Here is a 22,805-nt window from a genome sequence, read left to right on the forward strand (position 1 = left end):
GCCCCCTATCATAGGCAATGCCATCAGCCATTACTTACTCTAAATAATTCGAGTTGCAGGAAGATGGCAAGGGAGAGAATCCCCGGGAGCTTACATTCAATAAGTGACTGGAGTGAACGACAAATCTGCCGGGAGCAGATTTGAACGCGGCTTGCAGCGGCCCCGTATGGGGCGAGACCCAGAGATGAGTCAAGTATCTACAGCCAACGCACATGCAACTTGAAGTATGAAAAGTAAAGGGAGTTTGTATGGTAAGCGCGCTTTATGCCGTTTTGGGTGCGTTATTATTAATGAAGTTCTCTTTTGATGTCGTTCGCTTGCGAATGCAGTACCGTGTCGCCTATGGCGACGGCGGTTTTAGCGAGCTGCAAAGCGCTATCCGTATTCATGGTAATGCGGTGGAATATATTCCCGTCGCGCTGGTACTGCTGCTGTTTATGGAAATGAACGGCGCCGAAACGTGGATGGTGCATATCTGCGGCATCATTTTAATCGCCAGTCGGCTGATGCATTATTACGGCTTCCACCACCGCCTGTTCCGCTGGCGGCGGGCGGGGATGAGCGCGACCTGGTGTGCATTGTTGCTGATGGTGCTGGCAAACCTGTGGTATATGCCCTGGGAGTTGGTTTTCTCCCTGTATTAGCGCACAATACGCGCCTTTATTTTTCCCGGATGTATACGTTATGTCTCACCGCGACACGCTTTTTTCTGCGCCTATCGCCCGTCTCGGCGACTGGACTTTTGATGAACGAGTAGCCGAAGTTTTCCCCGACATGATTCAACGGTCGGTGCCCGGCTACTCTAACATCATCTCTATGATCGGTATGTTGGCTGAACGCTTTGTACAGCCGAACACGCAGGTCTACGATCTGGGCTGCTCGCTGGGCGCCGCGACGCTGTCTGTTCGGCGCAATATCCGCCATGAGCATTGTCGGATTATCGCCGTCGATAACTCCCCGGCCATGATTGAACGCTGCCGCCGCCATATTGATGCGTATAAAGCGCCTACGCCGGTTGACGTAGTTGAAGGCGATATCCGCGATATCACTATTGAAAACGCCTCGCTGGTGGTGCTGAATTTTACCCTGCAATTCCTTGAACCTGCCGAACGCCAGGCATTGCTGGATAAGATTTACCAGGGGTTAAATCCCGGCGGCGCGCTGGTGCTGTCGGAAAAATTTAGCTTTGAAGACGCTAAAGTGGGCGAGCTGTTATTCAACATGCACCACGATTTTAAACGCGCGAATGGGTACAGCGAACTGGAGATCAGCCAGAAGCGCAGTATGCTGGAAAACGTGATGCTCACCGACTCGGTGGAAACGCATAAAGCGCGCCTGCGTAAGGCGGGTTTCGAACACAGCGAACTGTGGTTCCAGTGCTTTAATTTTGGGTCGCTTGTCGCGTTAAAAGCCGGAGTTGCCGCATGATCGAGTTTGGTAACTTTTATCAGCTCATTGCTAAAAATCATCTCTCCCACTGGCTGGAAACATTACCAGCGCAGATTGCCGCCTGGCAACGCGAGCAGCAGCATGGCTTGTTTAAACAGTGGTCGAACGCGGTAGAATTTTTACCGGAAATTACGCCCTGGCGGCTGGACTTACTGCACAGCGTCACGGCGGAAAGCGAAACGCCGCTCAGCGAAGGTCAGCTAAAGCGTATTGATACGTTGCTGCGTAATCTGATGCCGTGGCGTAAAGGCCCGTTCTCGCTTTATGGCGTCAATATTGATACCGAATGGCGTTCCGACTGGAAGTGGGATCGCGTACTGCCGCATTTGTCAGATTTAACCGGCCGGACGATCCTTGATGTCGGCTGCGGCAGCGGCTATCACCTGTGGCGGATGATTGGCGCAGGCGCACATCTGGCGGTCGGCATCGATCCTACGCAGCTTTTCCTCTGCCAGTTTGAGGCGGTGCGTAAACTGTTGGGTAACGATCAGCGCGCGCATCTGCTGCCGTTGGGCATTGAACAACTCCCGGCGCTGAGAGCATTTGATACCGTCTTCTCGATGGGGGTGCTTTATCACCGTCGCTCGCCGCTGGAGCATCTGTGGCAGTTAAAAGATCAGTTAGTCAACGAGGGTGAACTGGTACTGGAAACGCTGGTCGTCGACGGCGATGAAAATACCGTTCTGGTGCCCGGAGATCGCTATGCCCAGATGCGTAACGTCTATTTTATTCCTTCCGCGCCGGCATTAAAAAAATGGCTGGAAAAATGTGGCTTTATTGATGTGCGTATCGCTGACGTTTGCGTCACCACCACCGAAGAGCAGCGCCGTACCGAATGGATGGTTACCGAATCGCTGGCCGATTTTCTTGACCCGAACGATCACAGTAAAACGGTAGAAGGCTATCCCGCCCCGCAGCGCGCGGTGCTGATTGCGCGTAAACCGTGATGGATTGCCGAATGACCGTTACGTATAGCACCGTTTCTCCAAAATAGTTCAAGTTGCAGCAAGGCGGCAACGCAGCAAATCCCCGGGAGCGTAGATCACTACGTGACCGGGGTGCGCGAGGACAAATTCGTCTGGAACGAATTTGAACGCTGTTCACAGCGCCCGCAAGGGCGAGGCCCAGGGATGGGCCGAGTTATTGCCAACGCAGTAGCAGACCGAAATATGCAGGAGAAGGATAAAAAAAGGCCCCTGTTGAAATTGCAGGGGCCTGGTACGAGCAAGCATCATATTGGGCGACATGATGCAACGGTAAAAATCATTTGGCCTGATGGCGAACCATGATTCCTTTCATTTCAGCGACCGCCGCCCCCTCTACCCTATAGCGGGAATACTCGTCCGCCTGAATATCGGCAGACATCGATAACCCCTGATTGCGATAGCGCATCGGCGAAGGCAGTAAGACTCCGGCGGAACTGTGTACTTCCCGTACTCCGGCATCGAGGAAATTCTGCAGGTTATTTGCACGAACCCCCGCACCAGCCATAATGATTGGAGCATCCCTCTGTGCAATAAGTTCCATAATTATTGATAAACCTTGCGCCGCATCGGATTTTTGCCCGGAGGTCAGCACTCTTGCTACGCCTGCGTCAGCCAGATTCTTTAGCGCATTGAAGGAATTAGCGCACATATCAAAGGCGCGGTGGAATGTCACCGCCAGCGGTCCGGCCGCCGCCATTATTTTTTCCATTCGCAACATATCGACATCCCCGTCAAGGGTTAACACGCCAGTAACCAGCCCGGGAAAACCCAACTCTCTGACGAGGCGAATATCTTCCAGCATGGCGGCAAATTCGCCGTCAGTGTAATAAAAATCCCCGCCGCGAGGACGAATAATCGGATGTACGGGAATCGTAATATGCTCGCGCACGCTGCGTAAGACGCCCAGCGAAGGCGTAAGCCCCCCTTCTTTCGGCGCAGCGCACAGTTCGATACGATCCGCGCCGTTTCGCTGCGCGGTGAGCGCGCATTCCATGCTGTAACAACAGATCTCAAGTAACGCCATATTCACTCCTGTCGGCAGGTTAATGGGCAGCCTGTTCACTGGCGACGATCGCTTCAATCGACCACGGATGAAATTTTACCGTGACGCGGCCATCGGTCACGGCCAGCGTAGGGTTTGGCAAACGTTCATGCTCGCCCTGCGGCGTACTGGTTTTAACCACGATCCCCGGCTGACTAAGTCCCTCATCCGACAACAACGCCAGGGCCCTCGCGTTCAAGGTCTCCGGCTCGCCGGGCAGCACGATTTCAATATGCTCCCACCCTTCGTGCGGATAGCGTTTTTCTCCCGGCCACGGTAATTCAATGACAGAAAACCGCCAGTGTTCCACACATACCGGTTCATGCAGTTTAAACAGACAAATCGGCCTGCCGTTGATGATATTTTCCGACAGTAACTCACCGCATTGTTCAAATCCGCGACGCCAACGCTCTGCCGTCGTATTCTGGTGACAGCGCAAGGAAATGTGATCGGCCTCAAGGGCGCTAATATCCAGACCAAGACGAGTGGAAAGTTCTCTGAACGCCAGAGTGAATCGCGGTAAATCTGCGGAAATATCATGCAGTTCGTCAATGTTTTGCCAGTTCGCCATATCAGGACGCTCTTCTTGCTGTGAAAACCGCTAATTTACGCTGTTGCGTCCCGTCAACCAACCTTTGATTTGATGGGGCGTTTATTGAATGCTTATGCAGATTATTGTTGCGTATATTTCAGGCGACGCGCCGCGCGCGCAATGCTGACGCCAACGGGCATTTGCAGTATACTCCCGCCCTAATTCTTAAACTGGCGCGGGCAATACAGCCCGCTTCATAAACGTAAGGTATTCCGGTGAATATTCAGGCTCTTCTCTCAGAAAAAGTTAGTCAGGCCATGATTGCTGCAGGCGCGCCTGCAGATTGCGAGCCCCAGGTTCGTCAGTCAGCCAAAGTTCAGTTCGGCGACTATCAGGCCAACGGCATGATGGCAGTTGCGAAAAAACTGGGTATGGCCCCCCGACAACTTGCAGAGCAGGTGCTGACTCATCTGGATCTCAGCGGCATCGCCAGCAAGGTTGAAATCGCCGGCCCTGGCTTTATCAATATTTTCCTCGAACCAGCTTTTCTCGCTGAACAGGTGCAACAGGCGCTGACCTCCGATCGTCTGGGCGTTTCTCAGCCGACTCGCCAGACGATTGTCGTTGACTACTCCGCGCCCAACGTCGCGAAAGAGATGCACGTCGGTCATCTACGCTCTACGATTATCGGCGATGCGGCAGTGCGCACGCTGGAGTTTCTGGGCCATCATGTTATTCGCGCTAACCACGTCGGCGACTGGGGCACCCAGTTCGGTATGCTTATCGCCTGGCTGGAAAAACAGCAGCAGGAAAACGCGGGCGACATGGCGCTGGCGGATCTCGAAGGATTTTACCGCGATGCGAAAAAGCATTATGACGAAGATGAAGCGTTTGCCGAGCGCGCGCGTAACTACGTCGTAAAATTGCAGAGCGGTGATGCCTATTTCCGTGAGATGTGGCGTAAGCTGGTTGATATCACGATGACGCAAAACCAGATCACCTATGATCGCCTCAACGTCACTCTGACGCGTGATGATGTGATGGGCGAAAGTCTGTATAACCCGATGCTGCCGGGCATCGTCGCCGATCTGAAAGCCAAAGGCCTGGCGGTTGAAAGCGAAGGCGCAACGGTGGTTTTCCTTGATGAGTTTAAAAACAAGGAAGGCGACCCAATGGGCGTCATCATTCAGAAGAAAGATGGTGGTTATCTGTATACCACTACCGATATCGCCTGCGCCAAATACCGTTACGAAACGCTGCACGCCGACCGCGTGCTCTACTACATTGATTCCCGTCAGCACCAGCACCTGATGCAAGCCTGGACCATTGTGCGCAAAGCCGGTTATGTACCAGATTCCGTTCCGCTGGAACACCACATGTTCGGCATGATGCTGGGTAAAGACGGCAAACCGTTTAAAACTCGCGCGGGCGGTACGGTGAAACTGGCGGATCTGCTGGATGAGGCGCTGGAGCGCGCGCGTCGTCTGGTGGCGGAGAAGAACCCGGATATGCCGGCTGACGAGCTGGAAAAACTGGCTAACGCAGTCGGTATTGGCGCGGTGAAATACGCCGATCTGTCGAAAAACCGCACCACTGACTATATCTTCGACTGGGATAATATGTTGGCTTTCGAAGGCAATACCGCACCTTATATGCAGTATGCCTATACGCGTGTGCTGTCTGTTTTCCGTAAAGCGGACATCGACGAGCAGGCGCTGGCGAGCGCGCCGGTTATCATCAGCGAAGATCGCGAAGCGCAACTGGCTGCCCGTCTGCTGCAGTTTGAAGAGACCCTGACGGTGGTGGCGCGTGAAGGTACGCCGCACGTCATGTGCGCTTATCTGTATGACGTCGCCGGGCTGTTCTCCGGCTTCTACGAGCACTGCCCCATTCTCAGCGCAGAGAATGACGCGGTTCGCAATAGCCGTCTGAAGCTAGCGCAACTGACGGCGAAGACCCTGAAACTGGGTCTGGATACGTTAGGTATCGAAACCGTAGAACGCATGTAAACGCGCCGTCGTTAACATCATCAGGCCTGGCTCCGGGTAGCGGACTCAGGCCTTTTTATTGCCACTGCGGTATATCTGTAACAAATCACAAGGAATGACACATTTCTATAGAGAGATGGAACATCTTTTACCTGTGCTGGCGCTGACCGCCCCGTATCATTAGGCGGCGGATTGTTCAGGTACAGGTAATGACTTTTAAAGACTTTGATGCGGAAGAGAAACTCTTCCTGAGACGTGTAATCGTGGCGTTTGGCGTAGTGGTTGTCTGCTTTGGTATCCTGATCTTCAATCTCTATAACTTGCAAATCCGCCAGCACCACTACTACACCACCCGTTCGAATGAGAACGATATCAAGATGCTGCCCGTCGCGCCAACGCGCGGCATCATTTACGATCGTAACGGTATTCCGCTGGTACGTAACGTGACCTGGTATGATATCGCGGTTACGCCCTATAAAATTGCCGATATGGATGCGCTGCTAAAACAGCTCCCCCCTATTGTTGATCTCTCTCCCGATGATATCGCCGACTTCCGCCATGCGCTAAAATCAAGTAGCCGCTACCGTCCGGTAGTGCTCAAAAACGCGCTAACGGATGTTGAAATCGCACGCTTTGCGGTCAATCAGTTCCATTTCAACGGCGTCACGATCAATAGCTATCAGGATCGGCAGTATCCTTACGGCGCCGAGCTGGCGCATGTTCTCGGTTACGTGTCAAAGATAAACGACAACGACCTTAAAGCGCTGAACCAAAAAGGGCTGGCGGAGAATTACGCGGCGGACCATAACATCGGTAAGCAGGGAATTGAGCGTTACTACGAAAACGATCTTCACGGTAAAACTGGCTATCAGGAGGTCGAGGTGGATAATCACGGGCGTATTGTCCGCCTGCTGAAAGACGTTCCCCCCATCGCGGGTAAGAACATTCACCTGACGCTGGATCTCCATTTACAAGAGTACATTGAAAGTTTGCTGGCCGGGCAGCGTGCTGCCGTACTGGTTGAAGATCCGCACGATGGTTCAGTGCTGGCGATGGTATCTATGCCTAGCTACGACCCGAACCCCTTTGTAAAAGGCATTAGCTATCAGGATTACGGCAAACTGCTGCACGATAAAAATCTGCCGCTGATCAACCGCGTGACGCAAGGGCTTTATCCTCCGGCATCAACGGTTAAACCCTATATGGCGATGTCCGCGCTGTTAAGCGGGATTATTACGCCGCAAACCACCTTCTTTGGCGCGCCAACCTGGACGCTTCCCGGCACGCAGCGACATTACCGGGACTGGAAAAAAACCGGACACGGTATGCTGGATGTCACTAAAGCGATTGAGGAATCTGCGGATACCTTTTTCTATCAGGTCGCTTATATGATGGATATTGACCGTATCGACACGATGTTGTCTCAGTTCGGCTATGGCAAACCGACGGGCATCGATCTTAATGAAGAGTATGACGGACTGCTTCCCAGCCGCGCATGGAAACAGCGGGTCCATAAAAAAGCCTGGTATCAGGGCGATACCATCTCTGTCGGCATCGGCCAGGGTTACTGGATTGCCACCCCCATCCAGATGGTAAAAGCGATGGTAGCGCTCATCAACAACGGCAAGGTGATCGTCCCTCACCTGTTACTCAATGAAGAGAGCGGCAAAACGGTGGTTCCGTATCGTCCTTCTGGTACATCGTCACAGATAGCCGATCCGGCTTCGCCATACTGGGGACTGGTGCGGCAGGCGATGTATGGCATGGCGAATGCGCCCAACGGAACGGGCTATAAGTTCTTTCACACCGCGCCCTACGGCATTGCGGCGAAAAGCGGCACGTCGCAGGTGTTTAGCCTGAAAGAAAATCAGACCTACAACGCGAAAATGATCCCCATTCGCCTTCGCGATCATGTGTTTTATACTGCTTTTGCGCCATATAAAAACCCTAAGGTCGCTATTGCCTTGATTCTGGAAAACGGCGGAAGCGACGGTGTTACCGCCGCGCCCGTCATGCGAAAAATCCTTGACCATCTGTTTGATCCGCAGGCTAATACCACGCAGCCGGGCCAGGCTCCATAAATCAAATAAGCGAAGCGCCATCAGACAAGGATACGGCCGGAATATGCGTATAAATCAGAAATAGTTACGCAGGTATTCCGTCAAACACAGCATGGCCATCGCCTGCCCGTAAGGCATAGAGGTCAACGGAATATGGCGGTAAAAATCGAGATCGTGGCCCATGCCCGTGCCAAATGAAGTTTGTCGCAGTTCGCCTTCCGGCGAGATATGTTTCACTATCCCCCGAATGGCTTTTTCCGCCACCAGCGCATAGTGCCGCTCGACATAGCGTTTGCGCACCGCTTTAAGAATACCGTAGGCAAAACCTGCCGTCGCCGACGCCTCAAGATAAGAGTGCGGATCGTCAAGCAGAGTATGCCACAAACCGCTTTCATCCTGATATTTCGCCAGCGCGGCGATCTGCGCATTCAGTACCTGGACCAGATAACGGCGCACGGCATTATTTTCCGGCAAATTCAGCAGTTCAAGAAAATCCGGGATCACAATGGTCAGCCAACTGTTGCCACGCGCCCAGCGAGCGTTAGCGAAGTTATGATGACCGTCATAGCTCCAGCCGTGGAACCACAACCCCGTCTCTTTATCCATCAAATTCTGCACATGTAGCAGGAACTGATAGGTTGCCTCTTCCATGTATTCCGGTCGGTTCAACAGTTTACCGATTTTCGCCAGCGGCAGCACCGTCATCATTAGCGTGTCGTCCCACATCTGCTGATGATTTTCCTCCGCCAGCGTGGTGTGCTGCATCCCGCCGTGATCGGTACGGGGCATTTCATTCATCGCCCATTCGGCCCACGTTTCCAGCCACGGTAAATACGCTGGATTACGCGTCTCTTCATAGCGATACGCCAGCGTTAAAAACGGCGCCATCGTATTAACGTTTTTCGTCGTCGCGCCTTCCGCAAAACGATCGGCAAACCAGTCATCAATGATCTTACGCATCGTCTGGTCGCCGGTCTGTTGATAATAGTGATACATTCCGTACAGACCCACACCGTGCGTCCACTCCCATCCTGCCCAACCTTTAGTATCGATCACGCGTCCATCGTCCAGTCGCAATAAAAATTCGCCCGTCTCATCTTTAATATTGACCAGGTTATGCGTCACCTTTTGAATCAAGGCTTTTAGTTCATCTCTGGCGATAAAATGCTCAGGCTGACGCAATAACGGACTGTGTTTGACTGGATAAACCATCATTTACTTACCCTCTGTTTAATGTCGAATTCAGCACTGCGTGCAGTTTTATCGCCGACGCAGTCGATTCGCCACAGTAAAAGCTAAGCTGGGCGGAAACCTTTTTGTTTCTGCCATTGCCAGAGCATAAATGGCAAAAACACAAAGAGTCCGGCAACCTACGTCACCAATTTATAAAACAGCGTTTCTGTTTATAAAAAAAGGAAAGTCAAACATGCGAAACAGGCAGCAGCATTCCTGCTGCCTGGTGAAAAGATGGGGGGTTAGCGGTAGTTAACAATCACCTGATTGCTCCGCACTTTTAACGCGGGGATGAGTCGGCCGCCGCCGGGGACTTCCCAGACAAAGCGGAGCGGTTCGACTGCGGGAACATGAGCAAAACCGTGGGTCGTGCCACTCTGACCATCAAGTTCTACGCAACGGGACTGGGAACATAAACGTACCCGTAATCCCGCGGGTGTCGGGCCATTCAGTTCATAACGCCAGACGACCAGCGTCATCAAACCGGAAACCGGCTGACGCGCCGACAGCGGCGAAGACGATACGGAAACGCCCCGGTAATTTAAGGTTACGCCCATACCGCTATCCTGCCACGCGCCTTCGCCTGCGGCCTGAACCGTCAGGGGAAAGAGCAGCAACGCCAGCCACTTACGCATTATTTTCCTCCAATGGTCGCTGTCATGCGGATATGACGGTTATCGGAAAGCTCAAGGTTCGATAACACCACCAACTGCGGTAAACTGCGTCGCAAAAAGCGGGACAATAATGGACGTAGCGCATGGTTAACCAGCAATACTGGCGGCGCGCCAAGCATCTCCTGGCGAGAAAGCGCCTCTTGCGTCTGCGCCAGCAGGCGATCCGCCAAACCCGGTTCAAGACCGCCGCCGCCCTGCAATGCCTGAAGCAGCAAACGTTCCAGCGCGGTATCCAGGCCAATCACCTGCACTTCTTCATTACCGGGGAACCACTGTTGCGTAATAGCCCGTCCTAATGCCACGCGTACCACGGCGGTTAATTCATGCGGATCGCTTTGTAACGGCGCATGTTCCGCCAACGTTTCAAGAATGGTTCGCATATCGCGAATCGGGACTTTTTCCGCCAGTAAGTTTTGCAGGACTTTGTGTAAGGTCGTAAGGGTCACGACGCCGGGGACCAGATCTTCTGTGAGTTTAGGCATCTCCTGAGAGACACGATCCAACAGTTGCTGCGCTTCCTGGCGGCCAAACAGTTCGGCGGAGAATTGGCCAATCAAGTGGTTAAGGTGCGTCGCCACAACAGTACTGGCTTCAACTACGGTAAAGCCCTGAATTTGCGCCTGCTCTTTCAGGGCGCTTTCAATCCAGATGGCATCAAGGCCAAAAGCTGGATCGACGGTTTTCTCGCCCGGTAGTGTTCCCGCCGCCGTGCCGGGGTTAATAGCCAACCAGCGTCCCGGATAAGCGTCCCCGCTGCCGATCTCTACCCCTTTCATCAAAATACGGTAACGCGCAGGCTGTAAATCCATATTGTCGCGAATATGGACAACCGGTGGCAGAAACCCCATATCCTGCGCGAATTTCTTACGAATGCTGCGAATACGTCCGAGTAATTCTCCATCCTGTTGAAAATCCACCATCGGAATCAGGCGGTAACCGACTTCCATTCCCAGTGAATCCTCAAGCTGTACGTCATTCCAGGTGGCTTCGACCACCGAGTTATTCTCCGGCATTTTTACCGGCTGCGGCTCCTCAGGCGCTTTTTCTTCGCGCCCGCGCAGCCACCATGCCAGGCCGAGCAAGGCGGCGGTAAAGAGTAAAAATACCAGGTTAGGCATTCCAGGCACCATGCCAAGCAGCCCCAGTACCGCCGCTGCAAGCAGCATTACTCTTGGGTTACTGAACAGTTGGCCGACCATCTGCTCGCCGACATCCTGATCGGTACTGACGCGGGTTACAATGACACCCGCCGCCGTGGAGATGACCAGCGCCGGGATCTGGGCGACCAGGCCGTCGCCAATGGTCAGCAGGGTATAGCTTTCCGCCGCGCTGCTCACGCTCATTCCATGCTGCAATACGCCGACCAGCAACCCGCCGACCACGTTAATCACCATGATGAGAATACCGGCGATGGCGTCGCCACGTACAAATTTACTCGCCCCGTCCATCGAGCCGTAGAAATCGGCTTCCTGAGTGACTTCCGAACGCCGCTTTTTGGCCTCGTCTTCACCAATCAGACCGGCATTAAGATCGGCATCAATCGCCATTTGCTTACCGGGCATACCGTCCAGTACAAAGCGCGCGCCGACTTCGGCAATACGTCCGGCGCCTTTGGTGATGACCATGAAGTTGATAATGACAAGAATGATAAAGACCACAATCCCGATCGCGAAATTACCGCCGACCAGGAAATGACCGAACGCCTCCACCACCTTTCCCGCCGCCGCCGCGCCGGTATGTCCCTCCATCAAAATAATACGCGTTGAGGCCACGTTAAGCGCCAGACGCAATAGCGTGGTAAACAGCAGGATGGTCGGAAACGCGGCAAAATCCAGAGTACGCTGGGTAAACATCGCCACCAGCAGCACCATGATCGATAGCGCAATATTAAAGGTAAACAGTAAGTCGAGGATAAAAGCAGGCAGCGGCAGCACCATCATCGACAAAATCAGCAGAATGAGGATCGGCCCGGCGAGAATTTGCCATTGCGTTGATTTCAGGTTGCTGGGCAGGCGCAGCATCGCGACCAGATTAGCCATCAGTAGTCTTCTCGTTCATAAAATCCAGCGCTTCTGGCACTGGAAGATTCTCAGGTTGTGGAGGACGTTGCCCGCCCGCAAGCCGCCAGCGTTTAAGCTGCCAGACCCAGGCCAACACTTCCGCAACGGCAGCATATAGCTGTCCGGGAATTTGCTGACCGATTTCGGCGTGGCGATATAATGCCCGCGCCAGCGGCGGCGCTTCTAAAGTGGGAACCCGGTGTTCAGCGCCTATTTCGCGAATGCGCAGCGCTATCAACCCGGCCCCCTTCGCGACCACTTTCGGCGCGCTCATTTTGTTTTCGTCATACTGCAGCGCCACGGAATAGTGCGTCGGGTTGGTGACAATGACGTCCGCTTTCGGCACATCTTCCATCATGCGTCGCTGCGCGGCGGCGCGTTGCATCTGGCGAATTTTGCCCTTAACGTGCGGATCGCCTTCGCTCTCTTTAAATTCGTCGCGAATATCTTTACGTGACATGCGCAATTTTTTCAGGTGGCTAAAGATCTGGAAAAAAACGTCAAATCCCACCATCGGGATCACGCCCAGTACCACCAGTAACGCGCAGAGTCCGACCAGATCCAGCGCATTCCCCATTGCGACGATCGGCGACTCCGCCATCAGGCGCATCATTTGCGGCCAGTTATGCCAGAGATAAAATCCGGTAACGCAGCCTACCAACGTGGATTTCAACACCGCTTTTAGCAGCTCCGCGCCGGTCTGCGCCGAGAACATACGCTTAATTCCCGGTAGCGGGTTTAATTTAGAAAATTTGGGCTGTAGTGACTTACCGCTAAAAATCAGACCGCCAAGCATAACCGGCGAGATAAGCGCCACCAGCACCACGCCCGCAATGAGCGGTAGCAGCGCCATCATCGCCGCTTTAATCAGCAAAATTATCTGTCCCAGGATCAGGTTAGGATCGTTCACCATACGGTGATCGAAGTGCAGGCCTGCTGAGAGCATTCCCGCCAGTTGCCGCGCCAACGACTCGCCGCCGAACCAGATAATGCAAACGCCCACCAGCAATATCAGCAGTGAGGTCAGTTCTCTGGATCGGGGGATCTGCCCTTCTTCCCGCGCTTTTTCAAGTCGGTGGGGTGTGGGGGCTTCTGTTTTGTCGTCGTCGCTCTCTTCTGCCACGCAGCAAACCCTGGATAGATTGATAAGCGAGAATGATGCCAGAACCGCTTTACGCCAATGGGCAGAGTAAGCGGTAAAAAAGGCGGGGTTTATGGCGTTAATATGGATAACCGGATACGATAAGAAGGTATCGTATCCGGCCTGGTTGACGGATTCAGACCCGATAAGCGCAGCGCCATCAGGTCAAAAAGGCTTAAAACCCAAGGCTGTCCAGTAGGTCGTCCACCTGATCCTGGCTGGCGACTACGCCAGCTTTCGAGGTATCCACCTGCGGGCCGTTGAGCAAGCTTTCGTTCTCGCGTTTTGGGCGCGCGCCCTGTTCCGGGATGTTTTCCAGCAGCACCATTAACAACTGGCGCTCAATCTCCTGAATCACGTCCATCATGCGTTTGATCACCTGACCCGTCAGGTCCTGGAAATCTTGCGCCATCATGATGTCCAGCAGTTGCGCATTCGTAAAACTGGTATGGCCCGGGACATCCTTGAGAAACTGGCGCGTATCTGTCACCAGCTCACGGGCGTCGGAAAGCTCGATCGGATTTTCAAACCACTCGTCCCAACGTTGTGTCAGCGCTTTCGCCTCTTTTTCCATCGCATCCTGATGCGGCTGCGAGGCCTCTACGCTGTTTAGCGCGCGTTCCGCCGCCTGCGCCGTCATCTGGACGACGTAATCCAGACGGTCGCGCGCATCGGGTATCGCCTCCGCCGCTTCGGCAATCGCCTGGTCCAGCCCCAGTTCGCGCAGGCTGTCGCGCAGCATTCGGGTCAGACTACCGATGCGCGCAATGATGTCTCCTGCTGAGCCTTCATCAACAGGCTTGATAGATGGTTGCATCATCATCGCATCCTCACATGCCCAGTTTCTCAAAGATTTTGTTTAGCTTCTCTTCCAGAGTCGCTGCCGTAAACGGTTTTACGACATAACCGCTGGCGCCAGCCTGCGCGGCGGCGATAATATTCTCTTTCTTGGCTTCCGCCGTTACCATCAACACGGGTAACGCCGACATGGCGCTATCGGCGCGAATGGTTTTCAGCAGCTCCAGACCATCCATGTTCGGCATGTTCCAGTCGGAGATAATGAAACCAAAGCCGCCCGCCTGGAGCTTATTCAGCGCATCGACGCCGTCTTCGGCCTCTTCCACATTGTTAAATCCAAGCTCTTTTAAAAGGTTGCGCACGATACGACGCATGGTCGAAAAGTCATCCACAACCAAAAATTTAAGCTCTTTATCCGCCATAAAATACTACTCCTGGTTCAAATACGTATCGCCTGTCCGGCACTGATTTTCGCCAGCATTTGCTGGCTTACCTGGCTAAGATCGACCACTTCGCTTACGCCACCCATATTGATGGCCTCGCGCGGCATGCCGAACACCACACAACTTGCTTCGTTTTGCGCAATGGTCCAGGCACCTGCCTGGTACATCGCTAACATTCCGGCGGCGCCATCGTTGCCCATCCCCGTAAGAATGACGCCTACGGCGTTTCGCCCCGCGTGTTTCGCCACCGAATGAAACAGCACATCCACGGAAGGCCGATGCCGGTTCACCGGCGGGCCGTCATGAATTTTGATTTGATAATTCGCCCCGCTACGCGCCAGCTCCATGTGCTTGTCGCCGGGCGCAATGTAGGCATGACCTGGCAATACGCGTTCGCCATCCTCGGCCTCCTTGACGCTGATTTGACAGAGTTTATTCAGGCGCTCGGCAAACGAGCGGGTAAAGCCAGGCGGCATATGCTGCGTAATAATCACTGCCGGACTGGAAAGCGGCAGCGGTTGCAGCACATGGCGGATAGCTTCAGTACCGCCCGTTGAAGCGCCGATAGCAATCAGTTTCTCCGAACTGAGCAGCGGACCGGCTTTTAAAGTTGCCGGGGCCGTCATCGGTTTATGCGCGGCGATGCGGGCTCGCGCGGCGGTACGCACTTTTTCAGCGATCATCTCGCTATACGCCAGCATACCTTCACGAATGCCAAGCTGCGGTTTAGTGACAAAATCGATGGCCCCCAACTCCAGCGCCCGCAGCGTCACCTCGGAACCTTTACCGGTCAGCGAGGAGACCATCACCACCGGCATCGGACGCAGACGCATCAGTTTTTCAAGGAAATCGAGGCCATCCATACGCGGCATCTCAACGTCCAGCGTCAATACGTCCGGATTAAATTTTTTGATGAGATCCCTGGCGACCAACGGGTCCGGCGCGGTCGCCACCATCTCCATATCGCTATGGCTATTAATAATTTCAGTCATGATTTGACGCATCAGCGCAGAATCATCAACCGACAATACCCTGATTTTACTCATGCTTTATCCTTACTTAGCGCATACACCGTCTGTCCGCGCAGGCTAAACTCGCGCACGAGGTTGCTAAAGTTTTCTGAGTGACCGGCAAACAACAGTCCGTCAGGTTTAAGGAGTGGAACAAAACGGCGCAGAATGTCCTGCTGTGTCGTTTTATCAAAATAGATCATGACGTTACGGCAAAATATCGCGTCAAAGGGGCCGGGTATGTTGTACTGCTTTTCCAGCAAATTAAGGGAGGAAAATTCAACATAATTGGCCAGTTCCTGACGCACGCGCACCAATCCGTCATGCGGCCCCGTACCGCGCATGAAGTAACGCTGTAACTGCTGCGGCGATAACGTTTTCAGTTCGCTGAGGCGATAAATACCGCTTCTCGCTTTTTCCAGCACTTCAGTATCAATATCGCTGGCGAACACTTTCCAGCGACCGGGAGCCATCCCCAACGCATCCGCCAGCGTAATGGCGATGCTGTAAGGTTCTTCTCCCGTCGATGCCGCCGCACTCCAGACGCGGTACTCGCCGTGGCGGCGACGCGCATGTTCCGCAAGGATCGGAAAATGGTGCGCCTCCCGAAAAAAAGCGGTCAGGTTGGTGGTCAGAGCGTTGATAAAAGCCTGCCACTCAGCGCTGTTTTGGTTAGCCTCCAGCATACTGAGATAACGGCCAAAATCATCCAGTCCCAGGGTACGCAGCCGACGGACCAGGCGGTTATAAACCATATCCCGCTTATGGTCGGCCAGCACGATCCCTGCGCGCTGGTAGATTAATTGACATATCCGACGAAAATGCGCGTCGGACAGCGCGAGGCGCTGTGTCATCTGTAACAATAATGACGTTTGCCCGGAGGGCAGAGATGATGTCATAGCGCCTTCTTAATCACATTCAAAATACAACGGGCGCGCCCTGCGGCAGCGCCATGCTTCCCGTATTACACATTTTTTGCTTTTATCTATCGCGAACCAGTCGAAAAGTATCGGCAGGCTCGCAAATTAATCGATAACCGATAGCACACAGCGTATGTCGATCAGAAGGTTTCCCAGTTCGCATCATCCCCGGCGGCTAACGGCCGCGGCGTATTGCCAGACTGAACGTCCACTGACGGACGCGTCTCATGTTTATTTGCCACCAGCGGTCGCGACGCCAGGCGGAAAGCCGATACCGCCTGGGTAAGACGGCTGGCCTGCTCTTCCAGCGCGGCGGCCGCCGCCGCAGACTCCTGAACCAGAGAGGCGTTCTGTTGCGTTACGCGATCCATTTCGGAAACGGCCAAAGCGACCTGATCGATACCCCGGCTTTGCTCATCCGAGGCGGAAGCGATTTCGCCCATGATATCCGTGACGCGCGTAACGGCATTGACGATGTCAGTCATGGTTTCCCCGGCGCTTTCCACCAGCACAGAACCGGTATCGACACGCGAGACGGAATCTTCAATCAACGCTTTTATTTCTTTCGCCGCCTGGGCGCTGCGGCTGGCCAGATTACGTACCTCGCCTGCCACTACCGCAAAACCACGGCCCTGCTCGCCCGCGCGCGCCGCTTCTACCGCCGCGTTCAGCGCCAGAATGTTGGTCTGGAAAGCAATACCGTCGATAACGCTGATAATGTCAGCGATCTTTTTCGAACTGTCGGCAATTTCGTGCATGGTGTTCACCACGCCATCGACAACTTTACCGCCATGACGCGCGGTATCGGAGGCGCTTTGCGCCAGTTGCGAAGCCTGACGAGCGTTATCGGCGTTTTGCTTCACGGTAGCCGTCAGTTGTTCCATGCTGGCGGCCGTCTCTTCCAGCGCGGAGGCCTGCTGTTCGGTACGGGAAGAGAGATCGGTATTACCGGCGGCAATTTCGCTGGTGCCGGAATAAATCGCATCCGAACCTTCGCGAACCTGCGTCACGGTGTTAATCAGCGAGCGTTGCATATGATCAACCGTCCCCGCCAGTTCGCCGATTTCATTACGCCCTGAGACGGTGAGCGTTTTCGTCAGATCGCCGCTGGCAATTTCACGGATATGGGCAATCACTCGCACTAATGGGTTAAGCAGGGCATGACGAATGCCGTACCAAACCACCACCAAAATCAGCACCAGCACAACCGCGAGAATCCCCAGTTGCCATTGCGCAAAACGGTAGTCATGAGCGCTTTGCTCAAATGTCTGGCGGTACAGGTTTTCGCTCACCCGGGCGTAGTTGCCCAGCGCTTCACCCAACGCGTTTTGCATTCCCTGGGTTGGCTGGGCGAAGTAGGCCTCCATATTACCGTTATCCAGGAACTGGATAAGTTCGGTTAATGCGGCCTGATAACGCTGATATTTTTCATCGACGTTGGCGCTGGCCTCCGCCATCGCTGGCAATGGAGTTATGTTTTTGAAATTGGTGTAGTGCGTCGCCGCCTGTGCGAGGGTCGTTTTTGCGTTCTGGAGTAAATCCTTTTTGGCGCTGCTCTGCTGGTTAGAGGCGTCCATCATCATGCGTGCGGCGGAGCGGCTCAGGTTAATGCGCGTTTGCAGCATTAAGTCCCATGTCGACGTGAGTTCACTTTGCTGCTGGCGTAATTCGTTAGAAATAACAAAACCCTGCTGGTTATGCTGTAATGAAGAAAACAGCAAACCACCGGAAACAAGCTGTAGCAGTGCGAAAACCCCCAGCACCATCATCAGCATTGTGACAACGCGGATACGGTTAAACATAAGGCACCTTCCTGATAACGAGTTATCAACGTTATCGGCACCTGCGGTGATAACTTTACATTTGCGAAAAGGAAAAACGTTATCCCGGAAGGCGATATTGACCATACCGGTGTCGCGGCGGCGATGCTGACGCAAAATGCAGGAGTTCTGGGCGTGGGCGATGAAGAGGCAATATTACCGCAGGTGGAAGCATAACGGTTAATATTGCCGGATGGCGCAACGCCATCCGGCAACGTCATTACGCGACGTGTGATGCTGCGATATCCAGCAGCGCCATCTCTTCGCTGTTAAGCAGTTTTTCGATATTCACCAGAATCAGCATACGCTCGCCGAGCGCGCCCAACCCCGTCAAATACTCCGTTGACAAAGTCACGGCAAATTCTGGCGCCGGACGGATTTGTTCCGCCGTTAACGACAGTACGTCAGACACGCCGTCCACCACGATCCCGACGACACGTTGCCCCAGATTCAGTACGATCACTACCGTATTGTCATCATACTCCACGTCGCCTTCGCAGAATTTCACGCGCAGATCAACAATGGGTACAATCACGCCGCGTAGGTTAGTCACCCCTTTAATAAAGGCCGGTGTATTGGCGATGCGCGTCACCTGGTCATAGCCACGGATCTCCTGCACTTTCAGGATATCGATACCGTACTCTTCATCTCCCAGTGTAAACACCAGGAATTCCTGACCTGACGGCTCGCCGGCCAGTTTGCTTACATTACTCATACCGGTCATATTATTCCCTTCTCACTCAATCAGGCGGCTGTGATCGCCATACGTTGTTCGCGGTTTAAACCCTGCAATGCGGAAACATCAACAATCAGCGCGACGCTACCATCGCCCAGGATCGTCGCGGCGGAAATACCCGGTACCTTGCGATAGTTGCTTTCCAGGTTTTTAACCACCACCTGGTGCTGGCCGATGAGCTGATCGACCAGCAGCGCGTAACGGCGTCCCGCGCTTTGCAGAATCACAACAATGCCCTGCGTGGCTTCGGTTTTCGCCCCTTCCACGTCAAATACTTTCCACAATTCGACCAGCGGCAAATACTCGCCGCGGACTTCCAGAACTCGTTCGCCGCCCGCCAGCGGATGAAGATCTTCTTCACGCGGTTGCAACGACTCCATCACCGCATTCAACGGCAGGATAAAAACTTCCCCCGCTACGCGAACCGACATGCCATCGAGGATTGCCAGCGTCAGCGGTAGCAGAATACGAATCGTGGTGCCGGAGCCCTGTTTTGACTGGATCTCAACGTGACCGCCCATCTCCTGAATGTTACGTTTCACGACATCCATGCCAACGCCGCGACCGGAGACATCCGTGACCTGTTCCGCAGTTGAGAATCCCGGCGCGAAAATCAGCATGCCCACTTCATCATCGGTCATGTTTTCGTTCACCGCCATGCCCTGCGAAATGGCCTTCGCCAGGATACGCTCACGGTTAAGTCCCGCGCCGTCATCGGTTACTTCAATACAAATATTCCCGCCCTGATGTTCTGCCGAGAGAATCAGGTTGCCGACAACATTTTTTCCGGCCTCAAGGCGTTTTTCCGGCATTTCAATCCCGTGGTCGAGACTGTTGCGCACCAGGTGCGTCAGCGGGTCGATAATGCGTTCGATCAGGCTTTTATCAAGTTCAGTGGAGCTCCCCACCAGCGTCAACTCTACCTGCTTGCCCAGTTTGCCCGCTAAATCGCGTACCAGACGCGGGAAACGGCTGAAGACGTACTCCATAGGCATCATGCGAATCGACATCACCGACTCTTGTAAGTCGCGGGCGTTACGTTGTAACTGTCCCATACTGGTAATGAGATCGCCGTGGTTTACCGGGTCCAGCTCATTAGAACGCTGGGCCAACATTGACTGGGTAATCACTAACTCGCCGACCAGGTTTATGAGCTGATCCACTTTCTCTACCGCCACGCGAATACTGGTGGACTCGCGTTCACGCGCAGGTTTTTCGCGCCCCGCATGATGTTCATGCGCCGCGCTTTTGGCGGCAGGCGCAACCACCGCCGGAGGTGCTACCGGCGCCACCTCGATGTTCTCTTGCACTTTTGCAACCGGCGCGGCGACAACTTTTTCAAAAGCGATCTGATCGGCCTCGATGACAAAACAGAGCACTGCGACAATGTCATCTTCCGCAACACTGCCATCCAGAGTCGCCGACAGTGAATCCGCCCCCTTGACGACATCCGTCAGAGTAGCCAGATTACCCAACTCTTCTTCAAGCAGATCGACCTCACTGGCTTTCAACCGCGAAAGTACAATGCGCAGTTTACTCTCGTCACAAGGCGTTTCGGTTTCGGCTACGTTCTCTTCCTGGATCGCGGCGCTTAATGCCGCGGGTTCTACGACCGCCGGCGCGGTTTCGCCTTTCGCTTCCAGTGCCAACTGGCGTAGCGCATTGCAGATATATTCGAAGCTTGCGGCATCCGGCTCTTCGGAGTTTTTATAGGCGTCGAGCTGTTCCTGCATAATATCTTTCGTTTCCAAAAACAGGTTGATAATGTCGGTATTGAGCTGCATTTCACCGCGTCGGGCTTCATCCAGCAGGTTTTCCATTAAATGCGTGGTTTCCTGCAGAATAGTGAAGCCGAATGTGCCCGCGCCGCCTTTAATAGAGTGCGCCGCGCGAAAAATGGCGTTCAGTTGTTCAGCGTCCGGGGATTCCGGCGCCAAATCCAGCAGATGCTGCTCCATATCTGCCAACAGCTCGTCAGCTTCATCAAAAAATGTCTGATAAAAATCGCTAATATCCATGCTCACGCTATCACCTCGGTTCGGCTTGTGGCGATGTGGGTACGCTTGCCGGCGGGACTGCCGCAGGCTGTTGTAATACACTTACCGGCTCATTCTGGCTTTCAGCGTTTTCATGCAAAATGGCCTGTTCCGCCTGTTTGTTTAACACCAGCAGGCTTATACGGCGATTGATGGCGTCATCAGGACCGCGATCGCTCAGCCGCATCGTGGCGGCCATGCCAACCACCCGTAATACTTTTCCGTTATCCAGCCCGCCGGCGACCAGTTCACGACGCGAGGCATTGGCGCGGTCGGCAGATAACTCCCAGTTGCTATAGCCTTTTTCGCCGTTCGCGTAGGGAAAGTCATCGGTATGGCCCGCCAGGCTAATTCGGTTAGGAATACCGTTTAACACTGGCGCAATCGCGCGCAGGATATCGCGCATATACGGCTCAACTTCGGCGCTGCCAGTTTTAAACATCGGACGGTTCTGGCTGTCGATAATCTGGATGCGTAACCCCTCCTGAACTAAATCAATCTTCAGATGCGGACGTAACGCGCGCAGCTTGGGATCGGATTCGATCAGTTGATCCAGATCGCCGCGCAGTTTGTTTAACCGACTCTGCTCCATCCGTTTTTTCAGCTCGTCGATATTCGGTTGCTTTTCCACTTCACCCTGCTGTTGGGTGTAATCATCGCCGCCGCCTGGTATCGGGCTCTCGCTATTGGCAATCCGCTTACCGCCCGTTACCGCGGTGGCCAACGGCGTACGAAAATATTCGGCAATCTGAATTAATTCTTTAGGGCTGGAGATGGAAATCAGCCACATCACCAGAAAAAAAGCCATCATCGCCGTCATAAAATCGGCGTAGGCAATCTTCCAGGAACCGTGAGCCCCGCCGCCATGCGGTTTGTGCTTGCGGCGTTTTACGACGACAATGGGATGAGCCTGATTTTTCATGCTTCCTCAGTCGTCTGCTGCTGGTTTGGGTTTCTCACCGCGCGAACATGTTCTTCCAGCTCGATAAACGACGGACGCTCACTGGAATAAAGGGTTTTACGTCCAAATTCCACGGCAATCGGCGGCGCATAGCCGTTCAGATTAGACAGCAGTGTGATTTTTACGCACTGCATCATCTTGGTGGTTTCGGCGCTCTTCTGGCGCAAAACGGTAGCTAACGGTGAAATGAATCCATAAGCCAGTAAAATACCGAGGAACGTTCCTACCATGGCATGGGCAATCAGCGCCCCCAACTCCGCTGCAGGGCGATCGGCTGAAGCCAGAGCGTGAACCACCCCCATTACCGCCGCTACGATACCAAAGGCAGGCAGTGAATCCCCCACCATCGCCAAACTGTTGGCAGGGACCTCCGCCTCGCTTTCATGGGTTTCAATCTCTTCATCCATCAACGCTTCAATTTCGAACGTATTCATGTTGCCGCTGATGATCAGACGCAGATAATCGACAATAAAATCAAGCATCACCGCATCAGCCAGAATACGCGGATAACTGGCGAAGATTTCACTCTCTTTCGGATTTTCAATGTCGCGCTCAAGGGAGAACATACCCTGCTGGCGTGATTTGGCCATCAGGCGATAGAGCAACGCCAGCAGATCCATGTACATGGTTTTCGTGTATTTCGAACGACGAAACAACAACGGGATCGCTTTCATTGTGCCCTTGATGGCCTTCCCGTTGTTGCCGACAATGAACGCCCCTATCCCCGCGCCACCAATGATGACCAGTTCAGCGGGTTGATAGAGTGCCCCAAGGTGTCCGCCGGTCATGACATAACCGCCGAAAACTGTACCGATAACCACCAGGTAACCTAATAAGATAAGCACGACATCATCCTTCCGCTGTTGACTATGACAGGATGCGCAGTCGGGCGATTAACGCGAAGGTAAGGCAAAAA

At 53.8% G+C, this 22,805-nt stretch carries 20 protein-coding genes; 5 read left to right on the forward strand and 15 right to left on the reverse strand.

Annotated elements, in window-relative coordinates; translation table 11 throughout:
- Positions 1-248: 248 nt before the first annotated feature.
- From ACE15A_RS13170 to cmoB, 3 genes are read left to right on the forward strand one after another with little or no spacing between them, the layout of a single operon-like run.
- Positions 249-644 carry an MAPEG family protein gene (locus tag ACE15A_RS13170; protein ID WP_129382442.1) on the forward strand — a complete coding sequence of 132 codons (396 nt, stop codon included), beginning with the start codon at positions 249-251 and terminating at the stop codon, positions 642-644.
- Positions 645-684: 40 nt separating this feature from the next.
- Positions 685-1,428: a carboxy-S-adenosyl-L-methionine synthase CmoA gene (gene cmoA / locus ACE15A_RS13175; RefSeq protein WP_023248805.1), complete on the forward strand. Its 744-nt coding sequence runs from the start codon at positions 685-687 to the stop codon at positions 1,426-1,428.
- The gene (gene cmoB / locus ACE15A_RS13180; RefSeq protein WP_053508913.1) at positions 1,425-2,396 is read left to right on the forward strand and encodes a tRNA 5-methoxyuridine(34)/uridine 5-oxyacetic acid(34) synthase CmoB; all 972 of its coding nucleotides are present in this window, start codon (positions 1,425-1,427) and stop codon (positions 2,394-2,396) included. The genes cmoA and cmoB overlap by 4 nt, the downstream gene beginning before the upstream one ends.
- 316 nt (positions 2,397-2,712) lie before the next feature.
- On the opposite strand, the gene cutC is transcribed toward cmoB, so the two are convergent.
- The gene (gene cutC / locus ACE15A_RS13185) at positions 2,713-3,459 is read right to left on the reverse strand and encodes a copper homeostasis protein CutC (protein WP_023248807.1); all 747 of its coding nucleotides are present in this window, start codon (positions 3,457-3,459) and stop codon (positions 2,713-2,715) included.
- Positions 3,460-3,478: 19 nt separating this feature from the next.
- Positions 3,479-4,048: a VOC family protein gene (locus ACE15A_RS13190; RefSeq protein WP_053508911.1), complete on the reverse strand. Its 570-nt coding sequence runs from the start codon at positions 4,046-4,048 to the stop codon at positions 3,479-3,481.
- Positions 4,049-4,284: 236 nt separating this feature from the next.
- Between ACE15A_RS13190 and argS the strand changes: the two genes are divergently transcribed.
- Entirely contained in the window at positions 4,285-6,018 is a 1,734-nt protein-coding gene (argS, locus tag ACE15A_RS13195; protein WP_001025367.1) for an arginine--tRNA ligase, read from the forward strand.
- 188 nt (positions 6,019-6,206) lie between these two features.
- On the forward strand, positions 6,207-8,078 hold the full coding sequence (gene mrdA / locus ACE15A_RS13200; protein ID WP_064055773.1) for a penicillin-binding protein 2: 1,872 nt from the start codon (positions 6,207-6,209) through the stop codon (positions 8,076-8,078).
- Between the two features lie 54 nt (positions 8,079-8,132).
- Here the strand turns inward: mrdA and ACE15A_RS13205 are convergent, their stop codons facing one another.
- From ACE15A_RS13205 to motA, 13 genes are all read right to left on the reverse strand, one after another.
- On the reverse strand, positions 8,133-9,272 hold the full coding sequence (locus ACE15A_RS13205; RefSeq protein ID WP_053508908.1) for a glycoside hydrolase family 105 protein: 1,140 nt from the start codon (positions 9,270-9,272) through the stop codon (positions 8,133-8,135).
- Between the two features lie 260 nt (positions 9,273-9,532).
- Positions 9,533-9,925, reverse strand: coding sequence for a flagellar protein FlhE (gene flhe / locus ACE15A_RS13210; protein ID WP_023248811.1), 393 nt, complete (start codon positions 9,923-9,925; stop codon positions 9,533-9,535).
- Complete coding sequence (gene flhA, locus ACE15A_RS13215) at positions 9,925-12,003, reverse strand: flagellar biosynthesis protein FlhA (RefSeq protein ID WP_023248812.1); 2,079 nt, start codon at positions 12,001-12,003, stop codon at positions 9,925-9,927. Before flhA ends, flhe begins: the two co-directional genes overlap by 1 nt.
- Positions 11,996-13,147, reverse strand: coding sequence for a flagellar biosynthesis protein FlhB (gene flhB, locus ACE15A_RS13220; protein WP_023248813.1), 1,152 nt, complete (start codon positions 13,145-13,147; stop codon positions 11,996-11,998). The genes flhA and flhB overlap by 8 nt, the downstream gene beginning before the upstream one ends.
- 193 nt (positions 13,148-13,340) lie before the next feature.
- A complete protein-coding gene (gene cheZ, locus ACE15A_RS13225) occupies positions 13,341-13,985 on the reverse strand; it encodes a protein phosphatase CheZ (protein WP_023248814.1) in 645 nt (214 codons plus the stop codon).
- Positions 13,986-13,995: 10 nt separating this feature from the next.
- Positions 13,996-14,385, reverse strand: a complete 390-nt coding sequence (cheY, locus tag ACE15A_RS13230) for a chemotaxis response regulator CheY (protein ID WP_000763861.1) — start codon at positions 14,383-14,385, stop codon at positions 13,996-13,998.
- A gap of 17 nt (positions 14,386-14,402) precedes the next feature.
- Positions 14,403-15,452, reverse strand: a complete 1,050-nt coding sequence (gene cheB, locus ACE15A_RS13235; RefSeq protein WP_023248815.1) for a protein-glutamate methylesterase/protein glutamine deamidase — start codon at positions 15,450-15,452, stop codon at positions 14,403-14,405.
- Complete coding sequence (gene cheR, locus ACE15A_RS13240; RefSeq protein ID WP_000204357.1) at positions 15,449-16,315, reverse strand: protein-glutamate O-methyltransferase CheR; 867 nt, start codon at positions 16,313-16,315, stop codon at positions 15,449-15,451. The genes cheB and cheR overlap by 4 nt, the downstream gene beginning before the upstream one ends.
- Before the next feature lie 161 nt (positions 16,316-16,476).
- Complete coding sequence (gene tar, locus ACE15A_RS13245; RefSeq protein ID WP_023248816.1) at positions 16,477-18,138, reverse strand: methyl-accepting chemotaxis protein II; 1,662 nt, start codon at positions 18,136-18,138, stop codon at positions 16,477-16,479.
- 238 nt (positions 18,139-18,376) lie between these two features.
- Complete coding sequence (gene cheW, locus ACE15A_RS13250) at positions 18,377-18,880, reverse strand: chemotaxis protein CheW (RefSeq protein ID WP_000147290.1); 504 nt, start codon at positions 18,878-18,880, stop codon at positions 18,377-18,379.
- Positions 18,881-18,900: 20 nt separating this feature from the next.
- Positions 18,901-20,916: a chemotaxis protein CheA gene (gene cheA / locus ACE15A_RS13255; protein WP_023248817.1), complete on the reverse strand. Its 2,016-nt coding sequence runs from the start codon at positions 20,914-20,916 to the stop codon at positions 18,901-18,903.
- Positions 20,917-20,920: 4 nt separating this feature from the next.
- On the reverse strand, positions 20,921-21,850 hold the full coding sequence (motB, locus tag ACE15A_RS13260) for a flagellar motor protein MotB (RefSeq protein ID WP_023248818.1): 930 nt from the start codon (positions 21,848-21,850) through the stop codon (positions 20,921-20,923).
- Complete coding sequence (gene motA / locus ACE15A_RS13265; RefSeq protein ID WP_000906315.1) at positions 21,847-22,734, reverse strand: flagellar motor stator protein MotA; 888 nt, start codon at positions 22,732-22,734, stop codon at positions 21,847-21,849. Before motA ends, motB begins: the two co-directional genes overlap by 4 nt.
- Positions 22,735-22,805: the final 71 nt, after the last annotated feature.

This window comes from Salmonella sp. HY31, assembly GCF_042604575.1.
GTDB classification, from domain to species: Bacteria; Pseudomonadota; Gammaproteobacteria; order Enterobacterales; family Enterobacteriaceae; genus Salmonella; species Salmonella diarizonae.

Coding starts and splice junctions, on each gene's coding strand:
- flhA (WP_023248812.1), bottom strand. CDS start 12,003: ATGGCTAATCTGGTCGCGATGCTGCGCCTGCCCAGCAACCTGAAATCA.
- cheY (WP_000763861.1), bottom strand. CDS start 14,385: ATGGCGGATAAAGAGCTTAAATTTTTGGTTGTGGATGACTTTTCGACC.
- ACE15A_RS13205 (WP_053508908.1), bottom strand. CDS start 9,272: ATGATGGTTTATCCAGTCAAACACAGTCCGTTATTGCGTCAGCCTGAG.
- ACE15A_RS13170 (WP_129382442.1), top strand. CDS start 249: ATGGTAAGCGCGCTTTATGCCGTTTTGGGTGCGTTATTATTAATGAAG.
- cheB (WP_023248815.1), bottom strand. CDS start 15,452: ATGAGTAAAATCAGGGTATTGTCGGTTGATGATTCTGCGCTGATGCGT.
- flhe (WP_023248811.1), bottom strand. CDS start 9,925: ATGCGTAAGTGGCTGGCGTTGCTGCTCTTTCCCCTGACGGTTCAGGCC.
- cutC (WP_023248807.1), bottom strand. CDS start 3,459: ATGGCGTTACTTGAGATCTGTTGTTACAGCATGGAATGCGCGCTCACC.
- cheR (WP_000204357.1), bottom strand. CDS start 16,315: ATGACATCATCTCTGCCCTCCGGGCAAACGTCATTATTGTTACAGATG.
- cheW (WP_000147290.1), bottom strand. CDS start 18,880: ATGACCGGTATGAGTAATGTAAGCAAACTGGCCGGCGAGCCGTCAGGT.
- cmoA (WP_023248805.1), top strand. CDS start 685: ATGTCTCACCGCGACACGCTTTTTTCTGCGCCTATCGCCCGTCTCGGC.
- tar (WP_023248816.1), bottom strand. CDS start 18,138: ATGTTTAACCGTATCCGCGTTGTCACAATGCTGATGATGGTGCTGGGG.
- motB (WP_023248818.1), bottom strand. CDS start 21,850: ATGAAAAATCAGGCTCATCCCATTGTCGTCGTAAAACGCCGCAAGCAC.
- ACE15A_RS13190 (WP_053508911.1), bottom strand. CDS start 4,048: ATGGCGAACTGGCAAAACATTGACGAACTGCATGATATTTCCGCAGAT.
- cmoB (WP_053508913.1), top strand. CDS start 1,425: ATGATCGAGTTTGGTAACTTTTATCAGCTCATTGCTAAAAATCATCTC.
- mrdA (WP_064055773.1), top strand. CDS start 6,207: ATGACTTTTAAAGACTTTGATGCGGAAGAGAAACTCTTCCTGAGACGT.
- cheZ (WP_023248814.1), bottom strand. CDS start 13,985: ATGATGCAACCATCTATCAAGCCTGTTGATGAAGGCTCAGCAGGAGAC.